The sequence below is a fragment of the Vogesella perlucida genome, assembly GCF_979366545.1.
Genome location: NZ_CEETRO010000009.1, coordinates 108,688 through 130,210, shown reverse-complemented (window position 1 = coordinate 130,210; position 21,523 = coordinate 108,688). Strand labels below are relative to the sequence as shown.

Here is a 21,523-nt window from a genome sequence, read left to right as displayed (position 1 = left end):
AGAGTGATGCTGTTCGCTTATACTGTCAGGGCAACAGGAGAACAACATGACGATAGACCACACGCATCCCATCCTGATGGTGGATGACGATGAATTCATGCTGGGTTTTATGGAAGAAACCCTGGGCCAGCATTACCCGGTGCGTATTGCCAACCATCCGGAAACCGCGCTGGCCATGATGCGGCAGCAGCCCCCCGCGCTGCTGCTGGCTGATGTCCGCATGCCGGCCATGGATGGCTTTACCCTGTGCGAAACCATCAAGGCGGACCCGGCGCTGGCCGATGTGCCGGTGATGTTCCTGTCCGCACTCGATGGGGTAGACGAACACGTGCGTGGTTACGAGGTGGGGGGGGAAGATTTCGTCAATAAACCTGTCGAGCCCCAGGTGTTGCTGGCCAAAGTAGAGCGGGTGCTGCACAACGTGGCCGAGCGCCAGCAGCTGCGCCAGCAGGCCGGTTACGCCACCAGTACCGCCATGGTGGCCATGAGCAGCATGAGTGAAACCGGCATGCTGATTGATGCCCTCAAGCACTTTAACCACTGCGCAGATTACCCGGCACTGGCGCAGGCCGTGCTGGATGCATTGCAGGCTTTCGATGTGGAAGGCGTGGTCCAGCTGCTACCCGCCGATGCCGCCCCGCTGGCGCTGAAAAGCCACGGCCAGGTATCGCCGCTGGAGATTTCGGTGCTACACCACATGGCCGGTATGGAGCGCATTGTGCAGTTCAAGAACCGCCTGTCTATCAGCTATCCGTGCCTGCACCTGATTGTCAGCAATATGCCTTTGCACGACGAAGCCCGCTGCGGCCGCCTGCGCGACCACCTGGCCGTGCTGGTCGAGTCGGCCGAGGTGCGTTTGCATGCCCTGCAATACGAGCAGCAATCGCGCCGCCAGGGCAGTGCCATCAGCGACACCGTGGCGCAGCTGGGGCGCGTACTGGGCGATATCGACCGGCTGCAGCGCCAGAGTCGCGCCGACGCCACCTTGCACCTGAACAGCGTGCTGGACAGGGTAGAGGCCGCGCTGCTGTCCATGGGGCTGACGCAGCGCCAGGAGCGCGACATTGTCACCATGATTCGTGATGGTTTTGACGAGCTGGCCACCGGCCGTCTGGCCGAAGAGCACTTCCAGAATGCCTTGACCGAGGCCATCACCGAGCTGCAAACCGTGTTGCCACCGGACGCGCAGCAAGCGTCAGCCTGAGTAACCGGCCAGGCAAACACGCTTGCCATACCGGCATGCCCTGCTGGCTGGTGGCCGCGGCAAGCGGCGTGGCAGATTCCCCCTTGCTACGGCGGCAAGGCAGTGCCGGCGCCAGACAAAACAGGGTTGGCCGCGGCCAACCCTGTCTGCTTTTCAGCCAGCGATTGCCAGCTTAGCCTTGCAGGCGTGCCAGCAGTGCGTGTGCTACGCCTTCGGACGATGCCGGGTTCTGCCCGGTAATCAGCAGGCCGTCTTCCAGTACAAACGGTGCCCAGTCCGGGCCTTTGCTATACAGGCCGCCTTTGGCTTGCAGGGCGTCCTCTACCAGCAGCGGCACGATGGCGGTGAGCTGTACCGCGTCTTCTTCGGTATTGCTGAAACCGGTCACCTGTTTACCGGCCACCAGTGGCGTGCCATCGGCGGCTAGCGCGTTCACCAGCGCGGCGCTGGCGTGGCATACGGCCCCCAGCGGCTTGCCGGCGGCCACGGTGTCGGCGATCAGGCGTAGCGAGTCGGCATTGTCGACCAGGTCCCACAGCGGGCCGTGGCCACCGGGGTAGAACACGGCGTCGTAGTTGGCCGCATCCACGCTGGCCAGCGGCAGGGTAGCGGCCAGGCGGGCTTGCAGCGCGCTGTCTGCGTCAAAGCGCTGGGTAGCGGGGGTGGCAAATGCCGGGTCAGCGCTTTTCGGGTCGATGGGTGGCTGGCCGCCCAGTGGCGAGGCTAGGGTCACGTTGATGCCAGCGTCGACCAGCACGTAGTAAGGCGCGGCGAATTCTTCTACCCAAAAGCCGGTTTTGTGGCCGGTATCACCCAGCTGGTCGTGGCTGGTCAGCACAAACAGTACATTTTTCATGGTGTATCTCGTGGTGGCCTGCGGCCAACGTTGGCCGCAGGCAATATCGTCGTGATGTGCCCGATACGGGCAAACCCGCGCCGGGCCGTGGGCTTACTGGCCCAGTACCGGGTAGTCGGTGTAGCCCTCGGCGCCACCGCCGTAGAAGGTTTCCGGGCGCGGCGGGTTCAGCGCGGCACCGGCTGCCAGGCGGGCCGGCAGGTCCGGGTTGGCGATGAAGCTGCGGCCAAAGGCCACGGCGTCGATCAGGCCGGCGCCGATCAGCTTTTCGGCTTTTTCCAGCGTGTAGCCACCGGCCGCCACGATGCTGCCAGGGTAGATGGCACGCACGCGCTGGCGGAAGTCGTCGCTCCAGGCCGGGCCGCCGGCCCAGTCCGGCTCGGACAGGTGCAGGAAGGCGATACCACGCTTGGCGATTTCGCCAATCAGGTAGAGCGCCATCTCCTGTTGGTCGGTTTCCGACAGGCCGTTGAACACGCCCAGTGGCGACAGGCGGATGCCCACGTGGTCGGCGTCCCATTCGGCGATCACCGCGTCCAGCACTTCCAGCACGATGCGGGCGCGGTTTTCCACGCTGCCGCCGTACTGGTCGGTACGCTGGTTGGCCACCGGCGACAGGAACTGGTCCAGCAGATAGCCGTGGGCACCGTGGATTTCCACCAGGTCGAAGCCGGCGCGGCGCGCGTTGTCGGTGGCGCGGCGGTAGTCTTCGATCAGGTCGGCGATTTCAGCGGTTTCCAGCGCACGCGGCGTGGACACCGGGGCGCGTACCAGTTGGCCGTTTTCGTCACGGATATTGGTATTGCTGTCGGCGGCAATGGCAGACGGCGCCACCGGGGCTTCGCCGCCCGGCTGCAGGCTGGTGTGCGAGATGCGGCCGGTGTGCCATAGCTGGATGGCGATCTTGCCGCCTTCGGCGTGCACGGCGTCGTTCACGCGCTGCCACATCTGGATCTGGTCCTCGCTATAGATACCTGGCGCGCCAGCGTAGCCTTTGGCGGTAGGGGAGATGTGGGTACCTTCGTTAATGATCAGGCCGGCACCGGCGCGCTGGCGGTAGTACTCGATGGCCAGCTCGGTGGGTACGTCGCCCGGCTCGGTATTGCGCAGGCGGGTCAGCGGTGCCATCAGCACACGGTTATTCAGGGTCACGGCGCCCAGGCGCACGGGGGTCAGCAGTTTATCGGCTTGCATGAGGTGTCCTTTGCTTGCGGTTTAGCGGTCGAATCCAAAGCCCTGGGCGCGTGCTACCGGGGCCACTTGCGGGAAATACACTTGCTGGTAATAACGGGCAATGCTCTGGCTCCACGGCTCGCCGTCGGCGCGGCCCAGGTTTTGCCAGTGTTGCTGCAGGGTCTGGTCGTAGGCGGCGATGTGGCCGGGCAGGGCGGCGGCGTCGTAGCGCTCGCTATGGGCAAACGTGGCCAACGGCAGGCGCGGCTTCACGGCGCTATCGTCGGCGCTGTAGCCCAGTACCACACCGGCCAGCGGGAAGGTGAGCTCGGGCAGGCCCAGCAGCTCGATCATGGCAGCCGGGTCGCGGCGAATACCGCCAATCGGCACCACGCCCAAGCCGGCGGCGCGGGCGGCGGTCATCAGGTTGCCCATGGTAATGCCGGCGTCCACGGCGGCCACGGCAAAGCCTTCCACGCTGTCGTGGATCACCTGCTCGCTACCGGCGGCAGCCACGCCCAGGCGGGTTTTGTAGAAGTCGGCCACCACCGCAACGAATACCGGCGCCTGGGCGATCCAGGGTTGGCCGCCGGCGATCTCGGCAATGCGCGCACGGCGGGCGGCATCCTGTACCACCACCAGCGACACCTGCTGGCCGTTGATGGAAGTAGGGCCGTGCCAGGCGGCGCGCAGCACCGCGTCCAGCACCTCGGCCGGTACGGCTTTGTCCTGGTAGCTGCGGATACTGCGGTGTTGTTGCATCTGTTCAAGTGCGTGGTTCATCACAAGCTCCGAAGAATAAATTATTAGACCAGTCGTCTAGATTGTGCTTCAAAAAAACCGCCTGCCCATGGGCAAACGGTATGTGTCGTATCAGGCTGCCGGGCGGCAGGGCGCCAGCTGGCCTTCGGTATGCGTCATGGCGGCCTGCAGCGGCACCAGGCTGTGCTGCGTTTTCTGCATCAGCGCCGCGCCCAGCCACAAGCTGTACAGCGCGTAGGCGGTTTCATCGGGTGGCAGCTGCGGCTTGATGCTGCCATCGGCCTGGCCAGCGCGGATGCATGCGGCCAACCTGTGCACGATAGCGTCCATGCCCTCGTGCAGCGCCAGGCGCATCGGCTCGGACAGGTCGGACACCTCGGCAGCCAGCTTGACCGCCAGGCAGCTGTGCGCTTCGCAGCGGGCGTGGTTGTCCAGCCATTGCCGAAAGTAAGCCAGCAGCCGGGCACGGCCATCACCCATGCTGTCATCGGCCAGCAGCAGGCCCACACGCTCGCGGTACACCGCAAAGTAGCGGGTCAGCATGGCGACGCCAAAGTCTTCTTTCGACTTGAAGTAATGATAAAACGACCCCTTCGGCACCCCGGCCTCGTTCAAGAGCTCGGTCAAGCCCATCGCCGTAAAGCTGCGGCCATGGATCAGCGCCTCGCCAGTAGCCAGGATGTGTTCGCGGGTGTCGGTGTGCAGTCGTTCTCGTGCCATGCGGTGCATGATAGTGCAAATAGACTGGTCAGTCTAGTGGTGTTCGGGTGGGAGCCGGGGCTGATTGTTGTTCCGGCCAAATAAAGTCGAAAACATCCGTAAAGCCTTGGCAGGTATGCGCCGTTTGCCCTGTGGTGAGTCATACCCGGCTTCTGTGTCGCACCTATGGTGAATGACCGGCTATCGGCCGAAGCGGACCTAGCAAGATCTAGCGACAACGTCTTTTCCCGAGTCAAAAGCAGACGTTGCGAAATAAAATATTTTGATTGCATCAGTCGCTTCTGAGAGGCTCTGAAATTAACCTGAGGGGGAGTACACAGCTCATTTCATCAACCTTTGGGTCTGCATGATCACAAGGCCAAGCAATCCGATGAATGCAATGGCAGAAAAATAATCCAGGCATGCCAGCAGTGTGGCTTGTTGGCTCAGCTGCTGGGCGAGCTGGACAACAGCCAAAGACATTGATTGTGCCCCACCAACCCCTGTTGTCAGCGTGTCAGCAAGCTGCTGAACGTGATGTACATATGCGGGGTCTCCGGTACTAAACCGACCATTCAGAACAGCGTAGTGTTCCGTCGTTCGCCACTGCAGGCTCAGTGTTGCAAGAGCGACACCTAGGGCCATACCAAACTGGGCCAACATATTCTTCAGTTGCTGGGCATGAGATAAGACCGTTTCATTGTGCTGCACATCCCGGAACGTCTGCATCGCCGTTGTTGCCATGACGAACATCAGAAAGATTCCATTGCCTGTCAGCGCGGGCAAAACATCGAGCCATAGATTAGCACTGCCATTCAGCCGGGACAGCTGCCATCCAAAAATGGCGAGTGCTCCGAAACCGACAACAAAGAATTTCTTTGCACCCGGCCACTTGGGAATCATCCACGCCATCACAAACCACCCGGCAAGCGCGGATAGCAGTCCCAACGTCTGAAACTTGCCAACCGTCTGCCAAGAGAACCCCAAGGTTCTTTGCATCAAAACCGGAAGCATGTAGTTGTTGGCGCCCAGAAGCACATAGCACAGGGTGAATAACCCAACGCCGGCAATATATCTTGGCTGCTTTAATGCCTTTAGTTCCAGCAATGGGCGCTCATGGCGATAAATCGCCCGGAAGAAGTAGTACAAGGCGAAGGCAGCGACACCACCCCCTGTCACCAGCAAAGTGGCATCACTGAAAAAATCATACTGAGAGCGCTGCAGGGTGTAGAGCAACAGGAAGCTGCCGCTGGCTAGGCTCATGAACAAAATCGGGTGCGATTGCGTTCGCAGGTCTTTTGCGACCAGCTCTGTCGGCAGTGAAATTGCTGCAAATACCCCAGTAATCAGGGCTACAACACCCAGAATGATGAAAATGACATTCCAGCTATCCTGCGCAACCGTCCAGGATGCCAGCCCAGGAGCCATTGCGATGCCTAAAGCCAAACCGGTGGCAAAGTACTTGATGCCGATAAATCGCATCGGGCTTGGCGGTATCAAGTTGACGATAACTCGCCCCGAGGTCATGAAGGCAGCGCCCCCTATTCCCATCACGGCACGTCCCAGCAAGAACTGCTGGTAAGAGGAACTGCCGGCACAAACGATGCTCCCAAAGATGAAGAACCCTAGTGAGAGCAGGACAAAATTGCGCCATCCCAGACGTTCAACCAGCCAGCGTTGCTTTGAAATCGTCACGATGGCAACACTTGCGTAGCAGGCGGCGGCCAGGCTGAACTCTTCGGGGGCCGCACCAATTTCCCCCATGATTGGACCGGCCGCAAAGGCAATCATCCCCGCTTGCAGGAATTCAAGCGCAGTCAGTAGCAGAATCGTCAACAGCAGGGACAATGGCGGTCTGGGGGTGTGTGACTTCATGGCGTCACTTTCCCGGCTCGGCCCGGTTTTGCCGCAACATTGGCACGAATGATTCGGCTCACGATCTCTTCGGCACCGGCGTGCTCTTTCTCGAATACCGCCGTTGTATAGGTTTGTTTCTGAACGTTTGGCGCGATCGCCAAGGGTGGTCCCGAATGCTGACGGGTATCCACGTCAACCTTCATTGACAAGCCTAGGCGCAGAGGATGTGCAGCTAGTTGCTCTGGGGTCAAAGCAATACGTACGGGAACGCGCTGTACCACCTTGATCCAGTTTCCGGTGGCATTTTGTGCCGGCATCAAGGAAAAAGCGCTGCCCGTTCCGGCATCGAGACCCAATACCTTGCCGGTGTATTCGACTGCGTTGCCATAGACATCGGCGGTTACCTTCACCGGCTGACCGATCCGGATGCCCTTCAACTGGGATTCTTTGAAGTTCGCGCTGACCCACAAGTGGTCGAGGGGCACAATGGACATCAAGGGGGAGCCTGGGCTGACGCGTTGTCCTACCTGAACATTCCGTTTAGTAACCATTCCGGAAGTCGGCGCTCGCAGAGCGGTTCGGGTCATGCCCGCATAGGCGTCGCGTACCAGCATTGCTGCTGTAACGACATCAGGGTGGCTCTCAATCGAGACTTGGTCAACAAGCGCCTGATTGCCGGCAAACTGCTGTTCTGTCGCAGTAAGGGTTGCCTGAGCTGCCTGCACGGCCTCCTCTGCGTGATGGAAATCTTCGGCGGAAACGGCCCCTGTTTTTACCAATGGCGCACGTCGCTGCATGTCGGCCTGAGCGCGGGCAAGGTCTGCCTTGCGCAATTCGATAGTAGCCTTCATCTGCGATGCAGAAGAGAATTGTCCCCGTACCTGACGCACAGCCTTGGCCAACTGAGCCTCGGCCCGCTGGAGAGCCAGGCGGGCATCAAGTGGGTTCAACGTCACCAGAACGGTCCCGGCTGGAACAATGTCTGTATTATCAGCATTGATGGCGGTTACAGTGCCGCTGGTCTGGGGCGTCACCTGGACGACATTGCCATCAACGTAGGCATCTTCAGTTGTCTCGCGGTATTGGGACGATAGCAACCAGTACGCACCGTAGGCCAAACCGCCGGCGAGAAGGACTCCCGACACAACAAGTGTCGGCAGGGTGTGCGTTTTTGTACCTGCTGGTGCGGCGGTGTGCGGTGGTTGTGCTTGGCCAGGTGGCGGAACTTGAGTCATTGCAGCTTCCTTGGATAGATTGGGTGGATGGGCGTGTGGCTATCTATGCCTCCAGGAGCCCGCCACCGAGAGCCCGGATCAGATTGACATCGAGTTGCAAGGCCCGCGTCTTAAGATCGATGAGCAACTTGTTCTGCCCGTTTACCTGGAGACCCGTCGCCAAGACCTGCAAATAGGTACCCAGCCCCGCCCGATAGCGTTGAAGGGCTAACTCGTAGGCGGTTTGCGCGGTTTGAACCGCCTGCTCTTGCTGACGGCGCTGTTCGGCAAGCCACTGAATAGAGGTGAGCTGGTTCACCACATCCTGCAAAGCATCAACGATGGTCTGGTTGTATTGCTCGACAGCAATGTCATAGTCGGCATTGCGCACCCCCAAATTGCTGCGTAGTCGTCCTCCATCGAAGATCGGTAGCGACACTGCAGGTCCGATCCCCGCAGTCTGGCTACCCGATTTCAGCAGCAGATCAAGACCAAGACTCTGAAAACCGACAAAGGACAGAAGGCTGACGCTGGGGTAAAACTGCTTATGCGCCACCTTGATCTCTTGGCTGGCCACTTCAACGCGCCAGCGCTGCGCGACGACATCAGGGCGATGCCCGATCAGGTCAGCGGGGAGGACGGATGGCAACCCGGTTGGCTGATCAAGGGCAAGCTTGGGGCGATGCAGTGCCAGGCCTCGGTCCGGACCTTTACCCAACAAGGCCGCGAGCTGATTGCGGAGGACGGCAATGATTTCCTTCATGGCCGCCACCTGCTGTTTTGCCGCGGGCACCAAGCTCTCTGCCTGTTTCAACTCCACATCGGAGTCAATTCCTGCTGCCACCCGCTGACTTGTCAGCTGCACAATGTTCTCGCGCTGCTTGAGGATGGACTCAGAGAGCGCCAGCTGTTCATGGCTTTGCGCCAACCGGAAATAGGTTTGAACAAGCCCGGACGTCAGGATCAGACGAGCCGCTTGTGTCTCGACCTCAGTTGCATGGAGACGATCCAACGCGGCCTGAACACTCGCTTCGTTCTTACCCCAGAAATCAAACTCGTAACTGAAGCCCAGTGTGGCATCACTAAACGTCTGCCAGTCTTCGGCGATTAACTTGGGCACCGTGCTATGTTCGCTGTACTTCTGCCGAGTGCTTTTCAAACTGGCGTTGATTTGCGGCTTTCCGGCTGCTTCGGCCAACCCACTCACGGCCTCGGCCTGCCGCATGCGCGATTGGGCAATACGAAGTGAAGGGCTATCTGCCAGCGCCTCTGCCACAATTTGGTTGAGCTGCGGGTCGCCATAGCGCTGCCACCAATTGGCATGAGGCCAGTTTGCCGGTGAAACAACGTGGTCTTTCAGGCTTTCTTCCGTGTTCAGCAAGTTGACGTTGGCCAACCTGGCCTGGGACGGAATTGCCCCTCCAGAATTAGCACAGCCAACCACCATGAGCGCGGCCCCCAACACGGGGAATAGTGCCAACACGGGTCGACGAACGAAGGTTGTTCTCTTCATTTTTTCTCTCGACGCTGTCCAGGCAGCGTGTCGGTGTTCAACCGGCAGCTATAGGAGCAACGCAGCAATCAGGTGGGTTTCAAGTGATAGCGGAGCACCACTCGGCTTATGGAACGGTCGGTTTAGAGGAATGCCAGCAGTGCGGCCAGTAACTCATTAGGTTTCTCTTCGGCCGGGTAGTGACCGCAGTCCGGGATAATGAGCGACTGGACGTTTGTCGCCACCGTACGCAGTTCCCGTTCGACCATGTCGCCACTGCAAAGAGCACCGGCAAAGGCCAAGATCGGCATCGTCAGAGGCGTTGCGACTCGCCCTCTGTTCTGTGGGATTGAAGCGTCGAGCGCGCGGTAATACTCGAAGCTACAGCGTAGTGCATCGGGATCCTTGAGCAGGCTTGCGTAGTAGTTGCGCGCGTAGTCGGGTATGGCCTCGGAATGGCCCGCTTTCGTCTGGAACTGATGACCGAAATAGATTTCCTCCCGTCCGGCAACCAGCAACTCGTTAATTTCCAGAGCACGGTTGAAGTTGAAGTGCCACAGAAGGTCACTCAGCCACCGCTCATCGCTGATTAACGGCGGCGATGCCGACAATCCGGGGATCAGCGCCTCACCGAGCACGAGGCGCTCAATGCGCCCCGGCTGATCTGCGGCCATGGCATATCCAGTCCACATTCCGACATCGTGGCCCACCATGCTGAATTGCTCGTAACCAAGTGCTGACATGAGATCGAACATGTCTTCGCTCAAACGGCGAGAGTCATATCCCGTGCTCGGCTTGGCTGAGAGTCCAACCCCGCGGGGGTCGGCGGCAATGACCGTAAAACGCTGTGCTAACGGCAGCATCAAATAGCGCCAGGCAAACCAGTTCTGCGGCCAACCTGCGAGCAGTAAAAGTGGGGGGCCGTCACCACCGATGACAGCATGCAGACGCACTTCTGGTCCGTCGACGAAATAGCTATCGAAGACATCAGTGAATCCTGCGGGCAAGCCTGGCGCATCATGAATCGAGCCGAAGCCGCGTGCGGGGTGAAGTGTGGCGAGGGTGTGCTCTGCCATTTTTGCTCCTGGTATTTTTGTCGCGACAATGATTGCCGTGCGGCTAAGGTGCGTGAGGGAGAGAGTCATTTAGAGGCCAGTAGGTCACTGCCTGGAGTGATATTCACTCAACCCATGCGGCCAACCCGATGTTCGGGCAACCGTAATGAGCAACGCTTGGACGAACCGAGTTCGGAGCCATGACGATGCAGTTGAGCCAGACATCGTGGCCTACGCTGACGGGAACGACTGGTACCTGATGCGGTATTGCTCAAGGTTGATTCGGTAGCGCAATCATCCATGAATACACCTATTGGGATAAATACGTGATAATGGAAAATATTGATCCATTTTTGGAGCAATCTTCATGGAGTTGCTGAATGACATGGCCTTGTTCGTCGAGGTCGTGAAGGTTATGAGTTTCCGTCGTGCGGCGGAGGCCGTCGGAATCCCCAACTCGACGCTGTCCCGGCGCATTACTGCTTTGGAGAAGGCAATTGGGCTGCGCCTATTGCACCGGACAACACGCAAGATCGAACTGACCGAAGCTGGCCAACTCTATTTCGAGCGTTGCAAACGCATCGTCGATGAGGCTCGGCTGGCACACGAGCAGCTTGGTGGAATGCTGTCGCAACCAAGTGGCTTGTTGCGCGCTTCATTGCCGGTGGATTTTGCCAATATCTACTTGGCGCCACTGATTGCCGAATTCGCCCGTCGCTATCCCGGTATAAGTTTTGAGTTCGACCTCACGCCTCGGCAAGTTGACCTGGTCGCGGAACCATTTGATGTTGCGATCCGCATGGGCGAGCCACAAAACTCCAACCTGATCGCACGTCAACTCGCCAACCTGCCACGTTACCTTTACGCTTCGCCGCGCTATCTCGAACTCTCTGGAGAGCCGCACCACCCCACTGAATTGGCTCAGCACGAGTGTCTGTGTCTCCACAGGGCGAAAGCACATATCTGGAAACTATACCAAGGGTCCGAAACGGTTGAGGTTGCCGTCGGCGGGCGGTTCTTGCTCAATAGCGTTGGCATGATCAGGCAATTAGCTACGCAAGACCTGGGCATTGCCGTGCTGCCGGAAAAAATCGCCGCAGAAGACGTGGCGAATGGCCTGCTTCGCCAGGTGTTACCCCAGTGGCAGGCCACACCGGTTCCTGTCTATGCCATTACCGAGACACGCCTGTTACCGGCAAAGACGCAGCGCTTCATTGAGTTTTTACGAGAAAACCTGGGGCAGTAGGGCCGCGTTCCCTAGCCATGACAGCCAGGCAGGGTGATCAAACTGTCCATTGGGCCGTAATGGGCGAGCACCGCGATACTGTCAACGTTATGTCGACCTTGCTTGGCAAGCAGTAGTCCTTACTCCCCTATCTTGCTATCGCCCATTGCTGAGGTGACTGTGGTGTGCAAAGCCATGTCACTCGGCAATCATTGATTAATTGCTCCATAAATGGATCAATAATTTCCATTTTGCCATCTTTATCCCATGCAGTGTCTTCGTGGATGATTGCTCTACCGAATCAACCTTGAGAAACACAGCATGACTACCCTGTTTACCCCTGCTCGCATTGGCCGCCATACCCTGTCCAACCGCCTCGTTATGGCACCAATGACCCGCTCGCGCGCTGACGACGAAGGCGTCCCCAGCGATCTGGTTGCCACCTATTACGGCCAACGCTCAAGCGCCGGCCTGATCATTAGCGAAGGGGTCTTTCCTTCCGCCATGGGCAAGGGCTATGTACGCACACCAGGCATCGAGAGTGATGCCCAAGTAGCCGCATGGAAAAAAATCACCGATACAGTTCATGCCAACGGTGGTCGAATCTTCATGCAAGTTATGCACTGCGGTCGCATCTCGCATCCATCGCTGCTGCCGAATGACGCTCAACCGGTCGCACCTTCCGCAATCAAGCCGGCAGGTCAAACCTGGACCGATAGTGGCTTGCAGGATTTTGTTACCCCGCGTGAACTCAGTCAGTCCGAAATCGCTGGCGTCATTGATGACTATCGCATGGCTACCCGTCGTGCTCTGGAGGCCGGTTTCGATGGCGTCGAACTGCACACTGCATCGGGCTACCTCCCAGAACAGTTCCTATCTTCCGGCAGCAACCAGCGCCAGGATCAATATGGTGGTTCTGTAGAGAATCGCGCTCGCTTCGTCTTGGATGTGCTGGCTGCAATGGTCGCTGAGGCTGGTGGAGATCGTGTTGGTATCAAGATTTCCCCGGAAATGAACTTCAATGACATTGTCGATGCTAACCCCCAGGAAACGTATACCTACCTGGTAGAGCAACTGCGTCGTTTCAATTTGGCGTACCTGCACGTCGCACTGTTCGGGGCCAAGGTCGATTACCACGCGCTGCTGCGCCCACGCTTTAATGGTGCCTATCTGATGGGGGGCGGCCTTGACCAAAGCCGTGCGGAGACTGTGCTGGCGGATAACCAAGCCGATGCAGCGGTATTTGGTGGTGCATTCCTGGCCAACCCTGATTTGCCCGAGCGCTTCCGCCAAGGTGCCCCACTCAATACGCCTGACAAAAATACGTTCTATGCACCAGGCGCTCAGGGCTACATCGACTATCCATTCTTGAGTGGAATGAGCGCTAGCTGAGGAGCACTGTCATGAGCGAAATCGCCCAGTTGCATCGCATGGACGTCGGAGCTGGTTTCCGTGCTTATTCACTGCGTGGCGGTGAGAAGGCAGCACCGATTGACCCCTTTCTGGGTGTCGATCACGCGTGGATGAGTGCATCAACCTTTGCACCGCACCCTCATGCGGGCTTCTCTGCCGTGTCTTACCTGTTTCTTGATTCGGAAACCGGTATCAATAACCGTGATTCGCAGGGGATGCGTAATCTCATTCGCCCGGGAGGTCTTCACTGGACGGCTGCTGGGCGTGGGATCGTTCATGAGGAGGTGCCTGCCGAAATAGGCAAGACCGTCCATATGCTGCAAATCTTCGTCAATCTGGCCGTTGATCGACAAGAAGCGGAACCATTTGCGTTAAGCCTTGAACCTCAAGACGTGCCAGTTGTGCACTTTCCCGGTGTGAAAGTTCGGGTACCACTAGGTGACTTTGCTGAGGCTCGTTCTCCGCTACGTCCGCCGACGGAGGTTTCCCTGCTCGATATCTCGCTTGATGAGGAAGCCAGCCTGTCAGTGCCTATCTCTGCGGGTAACAGCGTTTTTATCATGCCGATCTTCGGGAAACTGGAGATTGACGGCCAACTCTACGATGCCAGCGAGCCGCGTCTGCCGGTGCTTCCCGCCCAGGGAACGTCGCGTGAAATTGTGCTGCAAGCAAAGCACGGTAATGCCAAAGCCGTTCTCTTCTCGGGCTCGCCGCTACGCCAACCGGTGTACTGGCATGGGCCGATAGCGCGGACATCCGTGGAAGCGTTGAACTCAAGCATTGCTGCTTATCAAAGTGGGAAATTCGGCTCACTTTGACACATGGGGGCTAGTCATTAGCCTTCATTCAGGGCATCTCGCCCAATAACGTTGTAAGGAGAAAATAATGACTTACGAAAACTTTAATGGCTCGAATGCCGCCATGCTGTTGATTGACCACCAGGTTGGCACCATGAGCTGGGTAAAGTCGATCTCGTTTGAAGAGATGAAACAGAATGCACTGATGCTGGCACAAGCTGCTAGCATCCTGAAGATGCCGGTGGTACTGACATCCAGCATGGAAGAGTATGCCCAAGGACCGCTGTTAAGTGAGCTGGAATCCATCCTCCCGAACGAATTTGCTGGCCGGGTTAAACGTTTTGGCATTGTGAACGCCATGGACGACGAAAACTTCGCCGCCGCGGTTAAAGCGACGGGCCGCCAAAAAATCATCATCGCAGGTGTCACCAACGATGTGTGCACGGTCTATCCGGCGCTTAGCCTGGTACGGGCGGGCTTCGAGGTGCAGGTTGTTGCCGATGCGGGTGGCTCGCCAACCAAAATGGCTGACGACATCGCCCTGCGTAGAATGGAGCGTGCAGGCGTAACACTGACCAGCACCAACCAGTTGATTGCCGAACTTGCCGGAAGTTGGGTCACTCCAGAAGGTGGCCAGTTGATTCAGGTATTGATGCCCTCCCTGAAGGCTTGACCTTGCCCGACCCCTCTTAGCTCCGCTTAAGAGGGCCGCAAATTTGGCTTTGTGAATCACCCATAGATTTACAAGCTCTTGAATGGCTGCTTCCTGATTAGGAGCAGCCATTTTTCATCGGAAGTTTAATGGCTGCTTTGGCCGATGAGTTGCCGCAGCGGCGGCTGGCTAACGACTCTGTTCCCACCACGACATGCTTTTGAATGGCAGTTCGGGTGGTCGCCTTGCCTGAGCGAGCATGGCAGACTGATGGCAAGCTGGCTGATTTCGACACTAGCAAAAACGCTCACTGAAACAGACCCGTTGCAAGCCTTGCCAGGGCAGGGGGTGTGTTTTCGACTGTAACGGGCCAGACAGATTATCTGGCGGCCAAGCCAGACAATGCCACAGTATTACCTGCAAGCTGCCCTATACTGGCAATAAATCTCCCTTCACGCATTGTGATGCCGTACGCACATGAACCTTATCCCTATCAGCCCTGATACCGACTCCACCGCCGCCTTGCCCCCTTGTGGTGACTGCCGCGATGGCGAGCCCTTGGGTTTTACTTTCAGCTACGCTTTCCAGCCCATTATCGACCTGCGCGCCGGCAGCATTTTTGCGCACGAGGCGCTGGTGCGTGGCCCGGCGGGCGAGGGGGCACTGAGCGTACTGGCGCAGGTGAACGACACCAACCGCTACCGTTTTGACCAGGCTTGCCGGGTGAAAGCCATCGAGGTAGCGGCGCGGCTGGGTATGCGCAGCAGGCTGTCCATCAACTTTCTGCCCAACGCCATTTACCGTCCCGAGGTGTGCATACGCACCACGCTGCAGGCGGCGCGCCAGTTTGGTTTTCCGGTAGACCAGATCATTTTCGAGACGGTAGAGAGCGAGCGTATCGACGATGGCAGCTGGCTGGCCAAGGTGTTTAGCGCCTACCAGCGCATTGGCTTCATGACGGCGATTGATGACTTTGGCGCGGGCTACGCCGGGCTGAACCTGCTGGCCAGTTTTCAGCCGGATATCGTGAAGCTGGACATGGCGCTGGTGCGGGGCATAGAGCAGAAAAAAGCCAGCCGCGTGATAGTGGCCTGCGTGGTGCGCATGTGCGACGAGCTGGGTATCCGCGTGATTGCCGAGGGTGTGGAAACGCGCGAGGAGCTGGCCTGCCTGCAAGAGATAGGCGTGCATCTGGTACAGGGCTACCTGTTTGGCAAGCCGCTGTTCGAGCAGTGCGTGGCGGATATTGCCCAGATCTGGCCGCAGGCCTAGCGCTAGTTGGCCGCATGCTGCCGTATTGCGCCTGCCGCTATATACGTGCTTATATAGCGCGTCGATTTCCCTACGCAGAGCAAGGCAAGATGACGCGCATTCACACCCTGGTGGCCAGCATGGGCCTGAGCCTGGCCTGCAGTATGGCGCTGGCCGGCGAGATAACGGTATCGGCCGCCGCCAGCCTGAGCAATGCTTTCAAAGAGGTGGCGCAGGGCTTCGAGGCGCAGCACCCCGGCAGCAAGGTGCTGCTGAACTTTGCCGCCTCTGGCGCGCTGCTGCAGCAGCTGGCCAAAGGCGCGCCGGTGGATGTGCTGGCCTCGGCCGACCAGGAAACCCTGGACCAGGCCGCCAAACAGGGCTTGATCCAGTCGGCCAGCCGCCGCGATTTTGCGCGTAATACCCTGGTGCTGGTGGTGCCGGCGGCTAGCAAACTGGCCCCGAAAAGCCTGGCCGAGCTGGCCCGGCCCGCTTACGGCAAGGTGGCGATAGGCAACCCGGCCAGCGTGCCGGTAGGGCGCTATGCCCAGAGCGCGCTGGCAGCGGCCCGGCTATGGCCGGCGGTGAGTGCCAAGGCGGTCAACACGCTGAACGTGCGCCAGTCGCTGGACTACGTGGCGCGGGGCGAGGTGGATGCCGGTTTTGTGTACGCCACCGATGCCCGGCTGATGGCCGACAAGGTAAAAGTAGCGTTTGCCGTGCCGCTGGGTGAGGCCATCCGCTACCCCATTGCTAGCACCACCGCTGCGGCCAACCCGCGGCAGGCCAAGAGTTTTATCGACTATGTGTTATCACCCGCCGGGCAGGCCATTCTGGCCCGCTACGGCTTTCAGAAGCCCTAAGTGATACCGGGTATGGATACCGTATGGGTTGCCCTGGCGCTGTCGCTGAAAGTAGCCGGTCTGGCCACCTTGCTGGCGGGGCTAGCGGGTGTGGCGACCGGCTTTGTGCTGGCACGCGGGCGTTTTCCGGGGCGCGATGTGCTGGACACGCTGCTGACGCTGCCCATGGTGCTGCCGCCTACCGTGCTGGGCTATTACCTGCTGGTGTTGCTGGGCAGGCAGGGCGCGCTGGGCGGCTGGCTGCAGGCGCAGTGGGGCATTAACCTGATTTTCAGCTGGCAGGGCGCGGTGATCGCCGCGGCGGTGGTGGCATTTCCACTGGTGTTCAAGCCGGCGCGGGCGGCGTTCGAGGCGGTAGACGGCCAGCTGGAGCAGGCGGCGCAGGTGCTGGGCATCAGCCGCCTGGCAGTGTTTTTCCGCATTACCCTGCCGCTGGCCTGGCGCGGTATTCTGGCCGGCATCCTGCTGGCCTTTGCCCGTGCGCTGGGCGAGTTTGGCGCCACGCTGATGGTGGCGGGCAGCATTCCGGGCAAAACCCAGACCCTGTCGATAGCCGTGTACGAAGCGGTGCAGGCCGGGCAAGACAATGTGGCCAACCTGCTGGTGGCCGTGATCTCGGCCGTGTGCATCAGCGTACTGTTGGCCGCAGGCTACCTGGCCCCCGGCCGGGTCGCGCAGCGCTAGGGGGCCGCATGCTTGATATTGCCATCCAGAAAACCCTGCATACCGGCAAGCGCAGCTTTCAGCTGAACGTACAGCTGCAATCGGCCAGCCAGCACACCGTGCTGTTTGGCCAGTCCGGTGCCGGCAAAAGCCTGACCCTCAAGGCCATTGCCGGGCTGATGACGCCAGACAGCGGCCATATCCGCCTGGGCGGGCGGCTGCTGTTTTCGCAGCCCGGCGGGGTAAACCTGGCCCCGCAGGCGCGGCAGCTGGGCTATCTGTTTCAGGACTACGCGCTGTTTCCCCACCTGACCGTGCGGCAAAACGTGGCCTTTGGCCTGGCGCGCGGCTGGCTGAACCCGCGTACCAGCGCACAGCACGACGAAGTAGAGCACTGGCTGCACAGCTTTGGCCTGGCGGCCATGGCACAGCAGCGGCCGGGCGAGCTGTCCGGCGGCCAGCGCCAGCGTGTGGCCCTGGCGCGGGCGCTGGTGGCCAAACCGCGCGCTTTGCTGCTGGACGAACCCTTTGCGGCGCTGGACCCGGCGCTGCGCCACGACATGCGCCAGGCGCTGCTGGCCCTGCTGGCACAGGTGCAGATACCGCTGCTGCTGATTACCCACGACGAACAAGACGTGTCCCTGTTTGGCCAGCAGGTATTCGAGCTGCGCGATGGCCAGGCCCATGCGGCCAACCTGGCCATCTTTACCGAGGCAACGTCCCGCCATGACAGATAAAACCATCCAGCTGCAGGGCAGCCTGTGGATGACCATAGACGGCCAGCCACTGGGCGGCGCCGACCGCATGGCCCTCTTGGCGCACATTGCGGCCTGCGGGTCCATTACCGGGGCAGCCAAGGCAGCAGGCATGAGCTACAAAGCCGCCTGGGACGCCATCGACACCATGAATAACCTGGCTGGCGAGCCGCTGGTGGCGCGGCTGGCCGGCGGCAAGGGCGGTGGTGGTACGCAGCTTACCGCGCGTGGCGCGCAGCTTTTGCACAACTTTCATACCCTGCAGGCCGAGCACCAGCGCTTTGTCCACAGCCTGGCCAGCCAGGCCCCCGCGCTGGCCGACGACTATGTACTGATAAGGAAGATGGCCATGCGCACCAGCGCCCGCAACCAGTTTGCCGGTACCGTCGAGGTGGTCAAACCAGGCGCCGTGAACGACGAAGTGACCCTGCTGACCCCTGCCGGCCAGCGCATCGTGGCGACGGTGACCCACGACAGCGTGCTGGGCCTGGGTTTGCAGCCGGGTGCGCAGGCAATGGCGCTGGTGAAAGCATCGTCCATCATGCTGGTAAGCGACACCGGCAGCGCCCGCTTTTCGGCGCGCAACCAGCTGCATGGCGAGATCGCGCGCATTCAGCCGGGGGCGGTGAATACCGAGGTGGTGGTGGCACTGCCCGGCGGTGTCAGCGTAGCCGCCGTAGTGACGAACGATAGCTGCGATACGCTGGCGCTGGCGGTGGGGCAGCCGGTCAGTGCGCTGTTCAAGGCATCCAGCGTGATACTGGCGGTACCGGCCTGAGCGCTACCGTCGCTGCCCGGCCGCCATGCCCCTGACCACGTGCTGCCACATACTGGCTCACACTGCTTTCAAGGACACCCCATGTTGCTACAAGACGAATTGGCGCTGGTCGCCCGCCAGGAAACCATGCTGGTACTGCCGCATTTCGATGAAAACGACGCCTGGCAGCTGGGCTCGGCGCTGCGGGCCTTGGCGCTGGCGCAGCAAGCCCCGGTGGCCATTGCCATTACGGTGAATCAGCAGCGCCTGTTTTTCAGCATGCTGCCCGGCGCCACGCCCGCCAACGACGACTGGCTGCGGCGCAAACACAATGTGGTGCAGCATTTCCAGCAAAGCTCCTACGCGGTGGGGCTGGCCTGCCAGCTAAAAGGCAAAACCCTGGCCGAGCGCAGCGCGCTGCCAGAGCGCGATTACGCCAGCCATGGTGGCAGCTTCCCGCTGCGCGTGGCTGGCGTAGGGTGCATCGGTTCGGTAGGGGTGTCTGGCCTGGCGCAGCGCGCCGACCACGAGCTGGTGGTCGAGGCACTAGCCCGCCAGTACGCCCTGGCCGACGTGCCGCGCCTGGCGTTATAGCTGGGTGTAACGGGCAAACAGGCTGGCGATGTCCACCCGTGCCTGCAGGCGGGCGGCCAGCAGGTACAGCCCGGCAACCTTGCGGTGCAGGAACAGCGCATCCACCGGCGGAGTGTGCCAGGCGTCGCGCTCGTGGCGCATGGCCCAGCCGGCGTCGCGCATGCGGGCGGCCAGCGTGCTGTTGCCAAAGTCGTAGGCGCCGGCGTGGCGTAGCGGCTCGCAGGCCAGCAGAAAGATAGCCATCACCTCGTCGTAATGCCGCGCCGATACCTGCTGCGGAAAGTAGCCCAGCGCGGTAGCGGCCTCGCCCAGCGCCTGCCGGTCTTGCGCCTGTGCGGCAAACAGCAGGCGGCGGTAGTGCTGCACTGTGTCGGCCGGCAGCCGGCGCGTGGCGCCAAAGTCCAGCAGCACCAGCCGGCCGCTATCTGGCTGGTAGCGGTAGTTGGCAAAGTTCGGGTCGCTTTGCAGGCAGGCAAAGTCGAAGATTTCGCGCAGCAATAAATCGAACAGCAGGGTGGCCACGCGGTCGCGCTCGGCCTGCGGCGCCTGCTGCAGCGTGGTGATGGGCACGCTGTCGATAAAGTCCATGGCCAGGATGCGCGGCGTACACAGCTCGGGCACGGCTTGCGGCAGCAGCAGGTCGGCGTGGCCTGCCAGTAGCTGGCGGTAGTGCTGCAGGTTGGCCGCTTCCTGCTGGTAGTCGGCTTCCTGGTGCAGCTGGCGCTTGGCCTCGGTCAGCAGGGGGGCCAGCTCGAAGCCCGGCGGCAGCAGGCCACTCAGGCGCAGCAGGCTGGCGACATTGTCTACATCGCTGTCGATGCTGCGCGCCACGCCGGGATACTGCACCTTGATGGCTAGCGTCTGGCCGCTGGCCAGCTCGGCACGGTGCACCTGGCCGATGGACGCCGCCGCCACCGGCTGAAAAGAAAAGCGTTTGAAACGTGTTTGCCAGTCTTCCCCCCATTCCTGCTCCAGTACGTCCGCCAGCTGGCTGAGCGGCATGGTGTGTGCGTCTTCGCGCAGCGTGGCCAGAATATCGCGCAGGGTAGGCGGCAGCAGGTCGCCGGCGTCCATGGATAACAGCTGCCCCATCTTCATGGCGGCGCCGCGCATCTGCGATAGCTGGTGGGCAAAGCGGGTGGCATTGGCCGGGGTCAGCAGCAGGTCTTGCCATTGCGGGCGTTGGCCGCTGGCGAGCCGGCGTGCGCCTTCGGCCACCATGCCACCGGCTATGCCGCCGGCCAGGGTGCCCAGGCGCGCCAGCCGCGACAGGCGGCCCACGGGTACAGCACGGGATTTGGCGTTGTCAGTCATGGTGTGGTGGCGCGGCGGGTTGGCTGCCGGGGCGCGGGTGGTCGGCCAGCGGGTAGGCATCGGCCACGTAGGCCGGGCCTTTCATGATGCGCACGATCCATGCGCCCAGCGCCACAGTAAACACCACCGTCCACAGTAGAATCAGCCAGCTGATGGCCAGAATATCCACCATGCTCGCTTGTTGTGCGCTAAGGCTGCCGGGCCACAACCAGACCTGCAGCCGCCACAGGCAGATAGGGCTACCCAGCAGCAGCGTGCCGTAAACCAGACAGCGCGGCGCCAGCGCCAGCAGGCGGCTTTCCAGCCCGGCGGGGCTGCGCTGGAAACCGCCCAGTTTGTTGAAGTAGCGGCTCATGGCTTAGCCCTGTAGTGCCAGCATGCCAGCCAGCAGGCTGGTGCCGGCGGCCAGGCTGAGGTGGCGGCGCAGCGGCAGGTACCAGCTGGGCAGGTCGGCATGGCGGCACAGGCGCTGGTCTTGCAGGTAATGCAGCAGATAGCCCAGCAGCAGGGTGGCTACGCCGGGGGCGGCAGGTAGCAGCACCGCCGGCCAGGCCAGCAGCGCTGGTACCACGCTCCAGGCCATCATGCGGCTACGGCGTGCGGTGTCCAGCCCCGGCAGCGTCATGGCAAAGCCCCAGTGCAGCGCGCCGACAAACGACAAAATCACGGCACCGTAGGCCAGCAGCAGGCCGAACCAGAAGCCGGCGTGGCTAGCGGCTAGCCAGCATAAGGCAGCCAGGGCAATAAAGGGCAAGGCACCGCCGTAGCCCAGCCAGGCGGCCGGGGCGGGCAGAGGTGCGGGGGCAGTATCGGAGGTCATGATGGCGGGCCAAGGCAGGGTTCATTACTGCCCTGATCATAGTAATGCGCCCGATTTTTGTCCAATACAAAACGTGGACAAAATGCTGGTGTGACCAACCGTGCCCG

The 21,523-nt window shown here is 60.7% G+C and carries 22 protein-coding genes; 11 read left to right on the top strand and 11 right to left on the bottom strand.

Features of this window, described 5'->3' with window-relative positions; all coding sequences use genetic code 11:
- The first annotated feature begins 46 nt into the window (after nucleotides 1–46).
- Nucleotides 47–1,204, top strand: coding sequence for a response regulator (locus ACZ9XP_RS13895; RefSeq protein ID WP_147689133.1), 1,158 nt, complete (start codon nucleotides 47–49; stop codon nucleotides 1,202–1,204).
- A gap of 172 nt (nucleotides 1,205–1,376) precedes the next feature.
- Here the strand turns inward: ACZ9XP_RS13895 and ACZ9XP_RS13890 are convergent, their stop codons facing one another.
- From ACZ9XP_RS13890 to ACZ9XP_RS13855, 8 genes are all read right to left on the bottom strand, one after another.
- On the bottom strand, nucleotides 1,377–2,060 hold the full coding sequence (locus ACZ9XP_RS13890; RefSeq protein ID WP_147689134.1) for a type 1 glutamine amidotransferase domain-containing protein: 684 nt from the start codon (nucleotides 2,058–2,060) through the stop codon (nucleotides 1,377–1,379).
- Between the two features lie 93 nt (nucleotides 2,061–2,153).
- Nucleotides 2,154–3,254 (bottom strand): alkene reductase, encoded by a 1,101-nt coding sequence (gene nemA / locus ACZ9XP_RS13885; RefSeq protein ID WP_147689135.1) that lies wholly within the window; start codon nucleotides 3,252–3,254, stop codon nucleotides 2,154–2,156.
- A gap of 21 nt (nucleotides 3,255–3,275) precedes the next feature.
- Nucleotides 3,276–4,016 (bottom strand): NADPH-dependent oxidoreductase, encoded by a 741-nt coding sequence (locus ACZ9XP_RS13880; RefSeq protein WP_147689136.1) that lies wholly within the window; start codon nucleotides 4,014–4,016, stop codon nucleotides 3,276–3,278.
- 90 nt (nucleotides 4,017–4,106) lie between these two features.
- Entirely contained in the window at nucleotides 4,107–4,715 is a 609-nt protein-coding gene (locus ACZ9XP_RS13875; protein WP_147689137.1) for a TetR/AcrR family transcriptional regulator, read from the bottom strand.
- Nucleotides 4,716–5,036: 321 nt separating this feature from the next.
- Nucleotides 5,037–6,569, bottom strand: coding sequence for an MFS transporter (locus tag ACZ9XP_RS13870; protein WP_465188618.1), 1,533 nt, complete (start codon nucleotides 6,567–6,569; stop codon nucleotides 5,037–5,039).
- The gene (locus ACZ9XP_RS13865) at nucleotides 6,566–7,786 is read right to left on the bottom strand and encodes an EmrA/EmrK family multidrug efflux transporter periplasmic adaptor subunit (protein ID WP_465188617.1); all 1,221 of its coding nucleotides are present in this window, start codon (nucleotides 7,784–7,786) and stop codon (nucleotides 6,566–6,568) included. The genes ACZ9XP_RS13870 and ACZ9XP_RS13865 overlap by 4 nt, the downstream gene beginning before the upstream one ends.
- Before the next feature lie 43 nt (nucleotides 7,787–7,829).
- Nucleotides 7,830–9,278: an efflux transporter outer membrane subunit gene (locus ACZ9XP_RS13860; protein WP_465188616.1), complete on the bottom strand. Its 1,449-nt coding sequence runs from the start codon at nucleotides 9,276–9,278 to the stop codon at nucleotides 7,830–7,832.
- A gap of 122 nt (nucleotides 9,279–9,400) precedes the next feature.
- On the bottom strand, nucleotides 9,401–10,333 hold the full coding sequence (locus tag ACZ9XP_RS13855; protein WP_465188615.1) for an alpha/beta fold hydrolase: 933 nt from the start codon (nucleotides 10,331–10,333) through the stop codon (nucleotides 9,401–9,403).
- Nucleotides 10,334–10,679: 346 nt separating this feature from the next.
- On the opposite strand from ACZ9XP_RS13855, the gene ACZ9XP_RS13850 reads away from it, so the two are divergent.
- From ACZ9XP_RS13850 to ACZ9XP_RS13805, 10 genes are all read left to right on the top strand, one after another.
- Entirely contained in the window at nucleotides 10,680–11,558 is an 879-nt protein-coding gene (locus ACZ9XP_RS13850; RefSeq protein ID WP_465188614.1) for a LysR family transcriptional regulator, read from the top strand.
- A gap of 300 nt (nucleotides 11,559–11,858) precedes the next feature.
- A complete protein-coding gene (locus ACZ9XP_RS13845; protein WP_465188613.1) occupies nucleotides 11,859–12,929 on the top strand; it encodes an alkene reductase in 1,071 nt (356 codons plus the stop codon).
- An 11-nt stretch (nucleotides 12,930–12,940) separates the two neighbouring features.
- Nucleotides 12,941–13,768, top strand: coding sequence for a pirin family protein (locus tag ACZ9XP_RS13840; protein ID WP_465188612.1), 828 nt, complete (start codon nucleotides 12,941–12,943; stop codon nucleotides 13,766–13,768).
- A gap of 67 nt (nucleotides 13,769–13,835) precedes the next feature.
- Nucleotides 13,836–14,420, top strand: a complete 585-nt coding sequence (locus tag ACZ9XP_RS13835; RefSeq protein WP_465188611.1) for an isochorismatase family protein — start codon at nucleotides 13,836–13,838, stop codon at nucleotides 14,418–14,420.
- A 456-nt stretch (nucleotides 14,421–14,876) separates the two neighbouring features.
- A complete protein-coding gene (locus tag ACZ9XP_RS13830) occupies nucleotides 14,877–15,671 on the top strand; it encodes an EAL domain-containing protein (RefSeq protein WP_147689140.1) in 795 nt (264 codons plus the stop codon).
- 89 nt (nucleotides 15,672–15,760) lie between these two features.
- Nucleotides 15,761–16,513 (top strand): molybdate ABC transporter substrate-binding protein, encoded by a 753-nt coding sequence (gene modA, locus ACZ9XP_RS13825; protein ID WP_147689141.1) that lies wholly within the window; start codon nucleotides 15,761–15,763, stop codon nucleotides 16,511–16,513.
- A 12-nt stretch (nucleotides 16,514–16,525) separates the two neighbouring features.
- Nucleotides 16,526–17,197, top strand: a complete 672-nt coding sequence (gene modB, locus ACZ9XP_RS13820; RefSeq protein WP_147689142.1) for a molybdate ABC transporter permease subunit — start codon at nucleotides 16,526–16,528, stop codon at nucleotides 17,195–17,197.
- Nucleotides 17,198–17,205: 8 nt separating this feature from the next.
- Nucleotides 17,206–17,913 (top strand): ATP-binding cassette domain-containing protein, encoded by a 708-nt coding sequence (locus tag ACZ9XP_RS13815; RefSeq protein WP_147689143.1) that lies wholly within the window; start codon nucleotides 17,206–17,208, stop codon nucleotides 17,911–17,913.
- Nucleotides 17,903–18,709: a TOBE domain-containing protein gene (locus ACZ9XP_RS13810; RefSeq protein ID WP_147689144.1), complete on the top strand. Its 807-nt coding sequence runs from the start codon at nucleotides 17,903–17,905 to the stop codon at nucleotides 18,707–18,709. Before ACZ9XP_RS13815 ends, ACZ9XP_RS13810 begins: the two co-directional genes overlap by 11 nt.
- An 81-nt stretch (nucleotides 18,710–18,790) precedes the next feature.
- Nucleotides 18,791–19,282: a heme-degrading domain-containing protein gene (locus tag ACZ9XP_RS13805; RefSeq protein WP_147689145.1), complete on the top strand. Its 492-nt coding sequence runs from the start codon at nucleotides 18,791–18,793 to the stop codon at nucleotides 19,280–19,282.
- On the opposite strand, the gene ACZ9XP_RS13800 is transcribed toward ACZ9XP_RS13805, so the two are convergent.
- From ACZ9XP_RS13800 to ACZ9XP_RS13790, 3 genes are read right to left on the bottom strand one after another with little or no spacing between them, the layout of a single operon-like run.
- The gene (locus tag ACZ9XP_RS13800; protein WP_147689146.1) at nucleotides 19,277–20,596 is read right to left on the bottom strand and encodes an ABC1 kinase family protein; all 1,320 of its coding nucleotides are present in this window, start codon (nucleotides 20,594–20,596) and stop codon (nucleotides 19,277–19,279) included. The genes ACZ9XP_RS13805 and ACZ9XP_RS13800 overlap by 6 nt on opposite strands.
- A complete protein-coding gene (locus ACZ9XP_RS13795; protein ID WP_147689147.1) occupies nucleotides 20,589–20,951 on the bottom strand; it encodes a hypothetical protein in 363 nt (120 codons plus the stop codon). Before ACZ9XP_RS13795 ends, ACZ9XP_RS13800 begins: the two co-directional genes overlap by 8 nt.
- 3 nt (nucleotides 20,952–20,954) lie before the next feature.
- A complete protein-coding gene (locus ACZ9XP_RS13790; protein WP_147689148.1) occupies nucleotides 20,955–21,416 on the bottom strand; it encodes a DUF3429 domain-containing protein in 462 nt (153 codons plus the stop codon).
- Nucleotides 21,417–21,523: the final 107 nt, after the last annotated feature.

Bases quoted from the DNA above. Each gene is read 5' to 3' on its own strand.
- modB (WP_147689142.1), top strand. From the start codon at position 16,526: ATGGATACCGTATGGGTTGCCCTGGCGCTGTCGCTGAAAGTAGCCGGT.
- ACZ9XP_RS13805 (WP_147689145.1), top strand. From the start codon at position 18,791: ATGTTGCTACAAGACGAATTGGCGCTGGTCGCCCGCCAGGAAACCATG.
- ACZ9XP_RS13890 (WP_147689134.1), bottom strand. From the start codon at position 2,060: ATGAAAAATGTACTGTTTGTGCTGACCAGCCACGACCAGCTGGGTGAT.
- nemA (WP_147689135.1), bottom strand. From the start codon at position 3,254: ATGCAAGCCGATAAACTGCTGACCCCCGTGCGCCTGGGCGCCGTGACC.
- ACZ9XP_RS13830 (WP_147689140.1), top strand. From the start codon at position 14,877: ATGAACCTTATCCCTATCAGCCCTGATACCGACTCCACCGCCGCCTTG.
- ACZ9XP_RS13815 (WP_147689143.1), top strand. From the start codon at position 17,206: ATGCTTGATATTGCCATCCAGAAAACCCTGCATACCGGCAAGCGCAGC.
- ACZ9XP_RS13855 (WP_465188615.1), bottom strand. From the start codon at position 10,333: ATGGCAGAGCACACCCTCGCCACACTTCACCCCGCACGCGGCTTCGGC.
- ACZ9XP_RS13795 (WP_147689147.1), bottom strand. From the start codon at position 20,951: ATGAGCCGCTACTTCAACAAACTGGGCGGTTTCCAGCGCAGCCCCGCC.
- ACZ9XP_RS13810 (WP_147689144.1), top strand. From the start codon at position 17,903: ATGACAGATAAAACCATCCAGCTGCAGGGCAGCCTGTGGATGACCATA.
- ACZ9XP_RS13880 (WP_147689136.1), bottom strand. From the start codon at position 4,016: ATGAACCACGCACTTGAACAGATGCAACAACACCGCAGTATCCGCAGC.
- ACZ9XP_RS13865 (WP_465188617.1), bottom strand. From the start codon at position 7,786: ATGACTCAAGTTCCGCCACCTGGCCAAGCACAACCACCGCACACCGCC.
- ACZ9XP_RS13790 (WP_147689148.1), bottom strand. From the start codon at position 21,416: ATGACCTCCGATACTGCCCCCGCACCTCTGCCCGCCCCGGCCGCCTGG.
- ACZ9XP_RS13875 (WP_147689137.1), bottom strand. From the start codon at position 4,715: ATGGCACGAGAACGACTGCACACCGACACCCGCGAACACATCCTGGCT.
- ACZ9XP_RS13870 (WP_465188618.1), bottom strand. From the start codon at position 6,569: ATGAAGTCACACACCCCCAGACCGCCATTGTCCCTGCTGTTGACGATT.
- ACZ9XP_RS13895 (WP_147689133.1), top strand. From the start codon at position 47: ATGACGATAGACCACACGCATCCCATCCTGATGGTGGATGACGATGAA.
- ACZ9XP_RS13860 (WP_465188616.1), bottom strand. From the start codon at position 9,278: ATGAAGAGAACAACCTTCGTTCGTCGACCCGTGTTGGCACTATTCCCC.
- ACZ9XP_RS13835 (WP_465188611.1), top strand. From the start codon at position 13,836: ATGACTTACGAAAACTTTAATGGCTCGAATGCCGCCATGCTGTTGATT.
- ACZ9XP_RS13845 (WP_465188613.1), top strand. From the start codon at position 11,859: ATGACTACCCTGTTTACCCCTGCTCGCATTGGCCGCCATACCCTGTCC.
- modA (WP_147689141.1), top strand. From the start codon at position 15,761: ATGACGCGCATTCACACCCTGGTGGCCAGCATGGGCCTGAGCCTGGCC.
- ACZ9XP_RS13840 (WP_465188612.1), top strand. From the start codon at position 12,941: ATGAGCGAAATCGCCCAGTTGCATCGCATGGACGTCGGAGCTGGTTTC.
- ACZ9XP_RS13850 (WP_465188614.1), top strand. From the start codon at position 10,680: ATGGAGTTGCTGAATGACATGGCCTTGTTCGTCGAGGTCGTGAAGGTT.
- ACZ9XP_RS13800 (WP_147689146.1), bottom strand. From the start codon at position 20,596: ATGACTGACAACGCCAAATCCCGTGCTGTACCCGTGGGCCGCCTGTCG.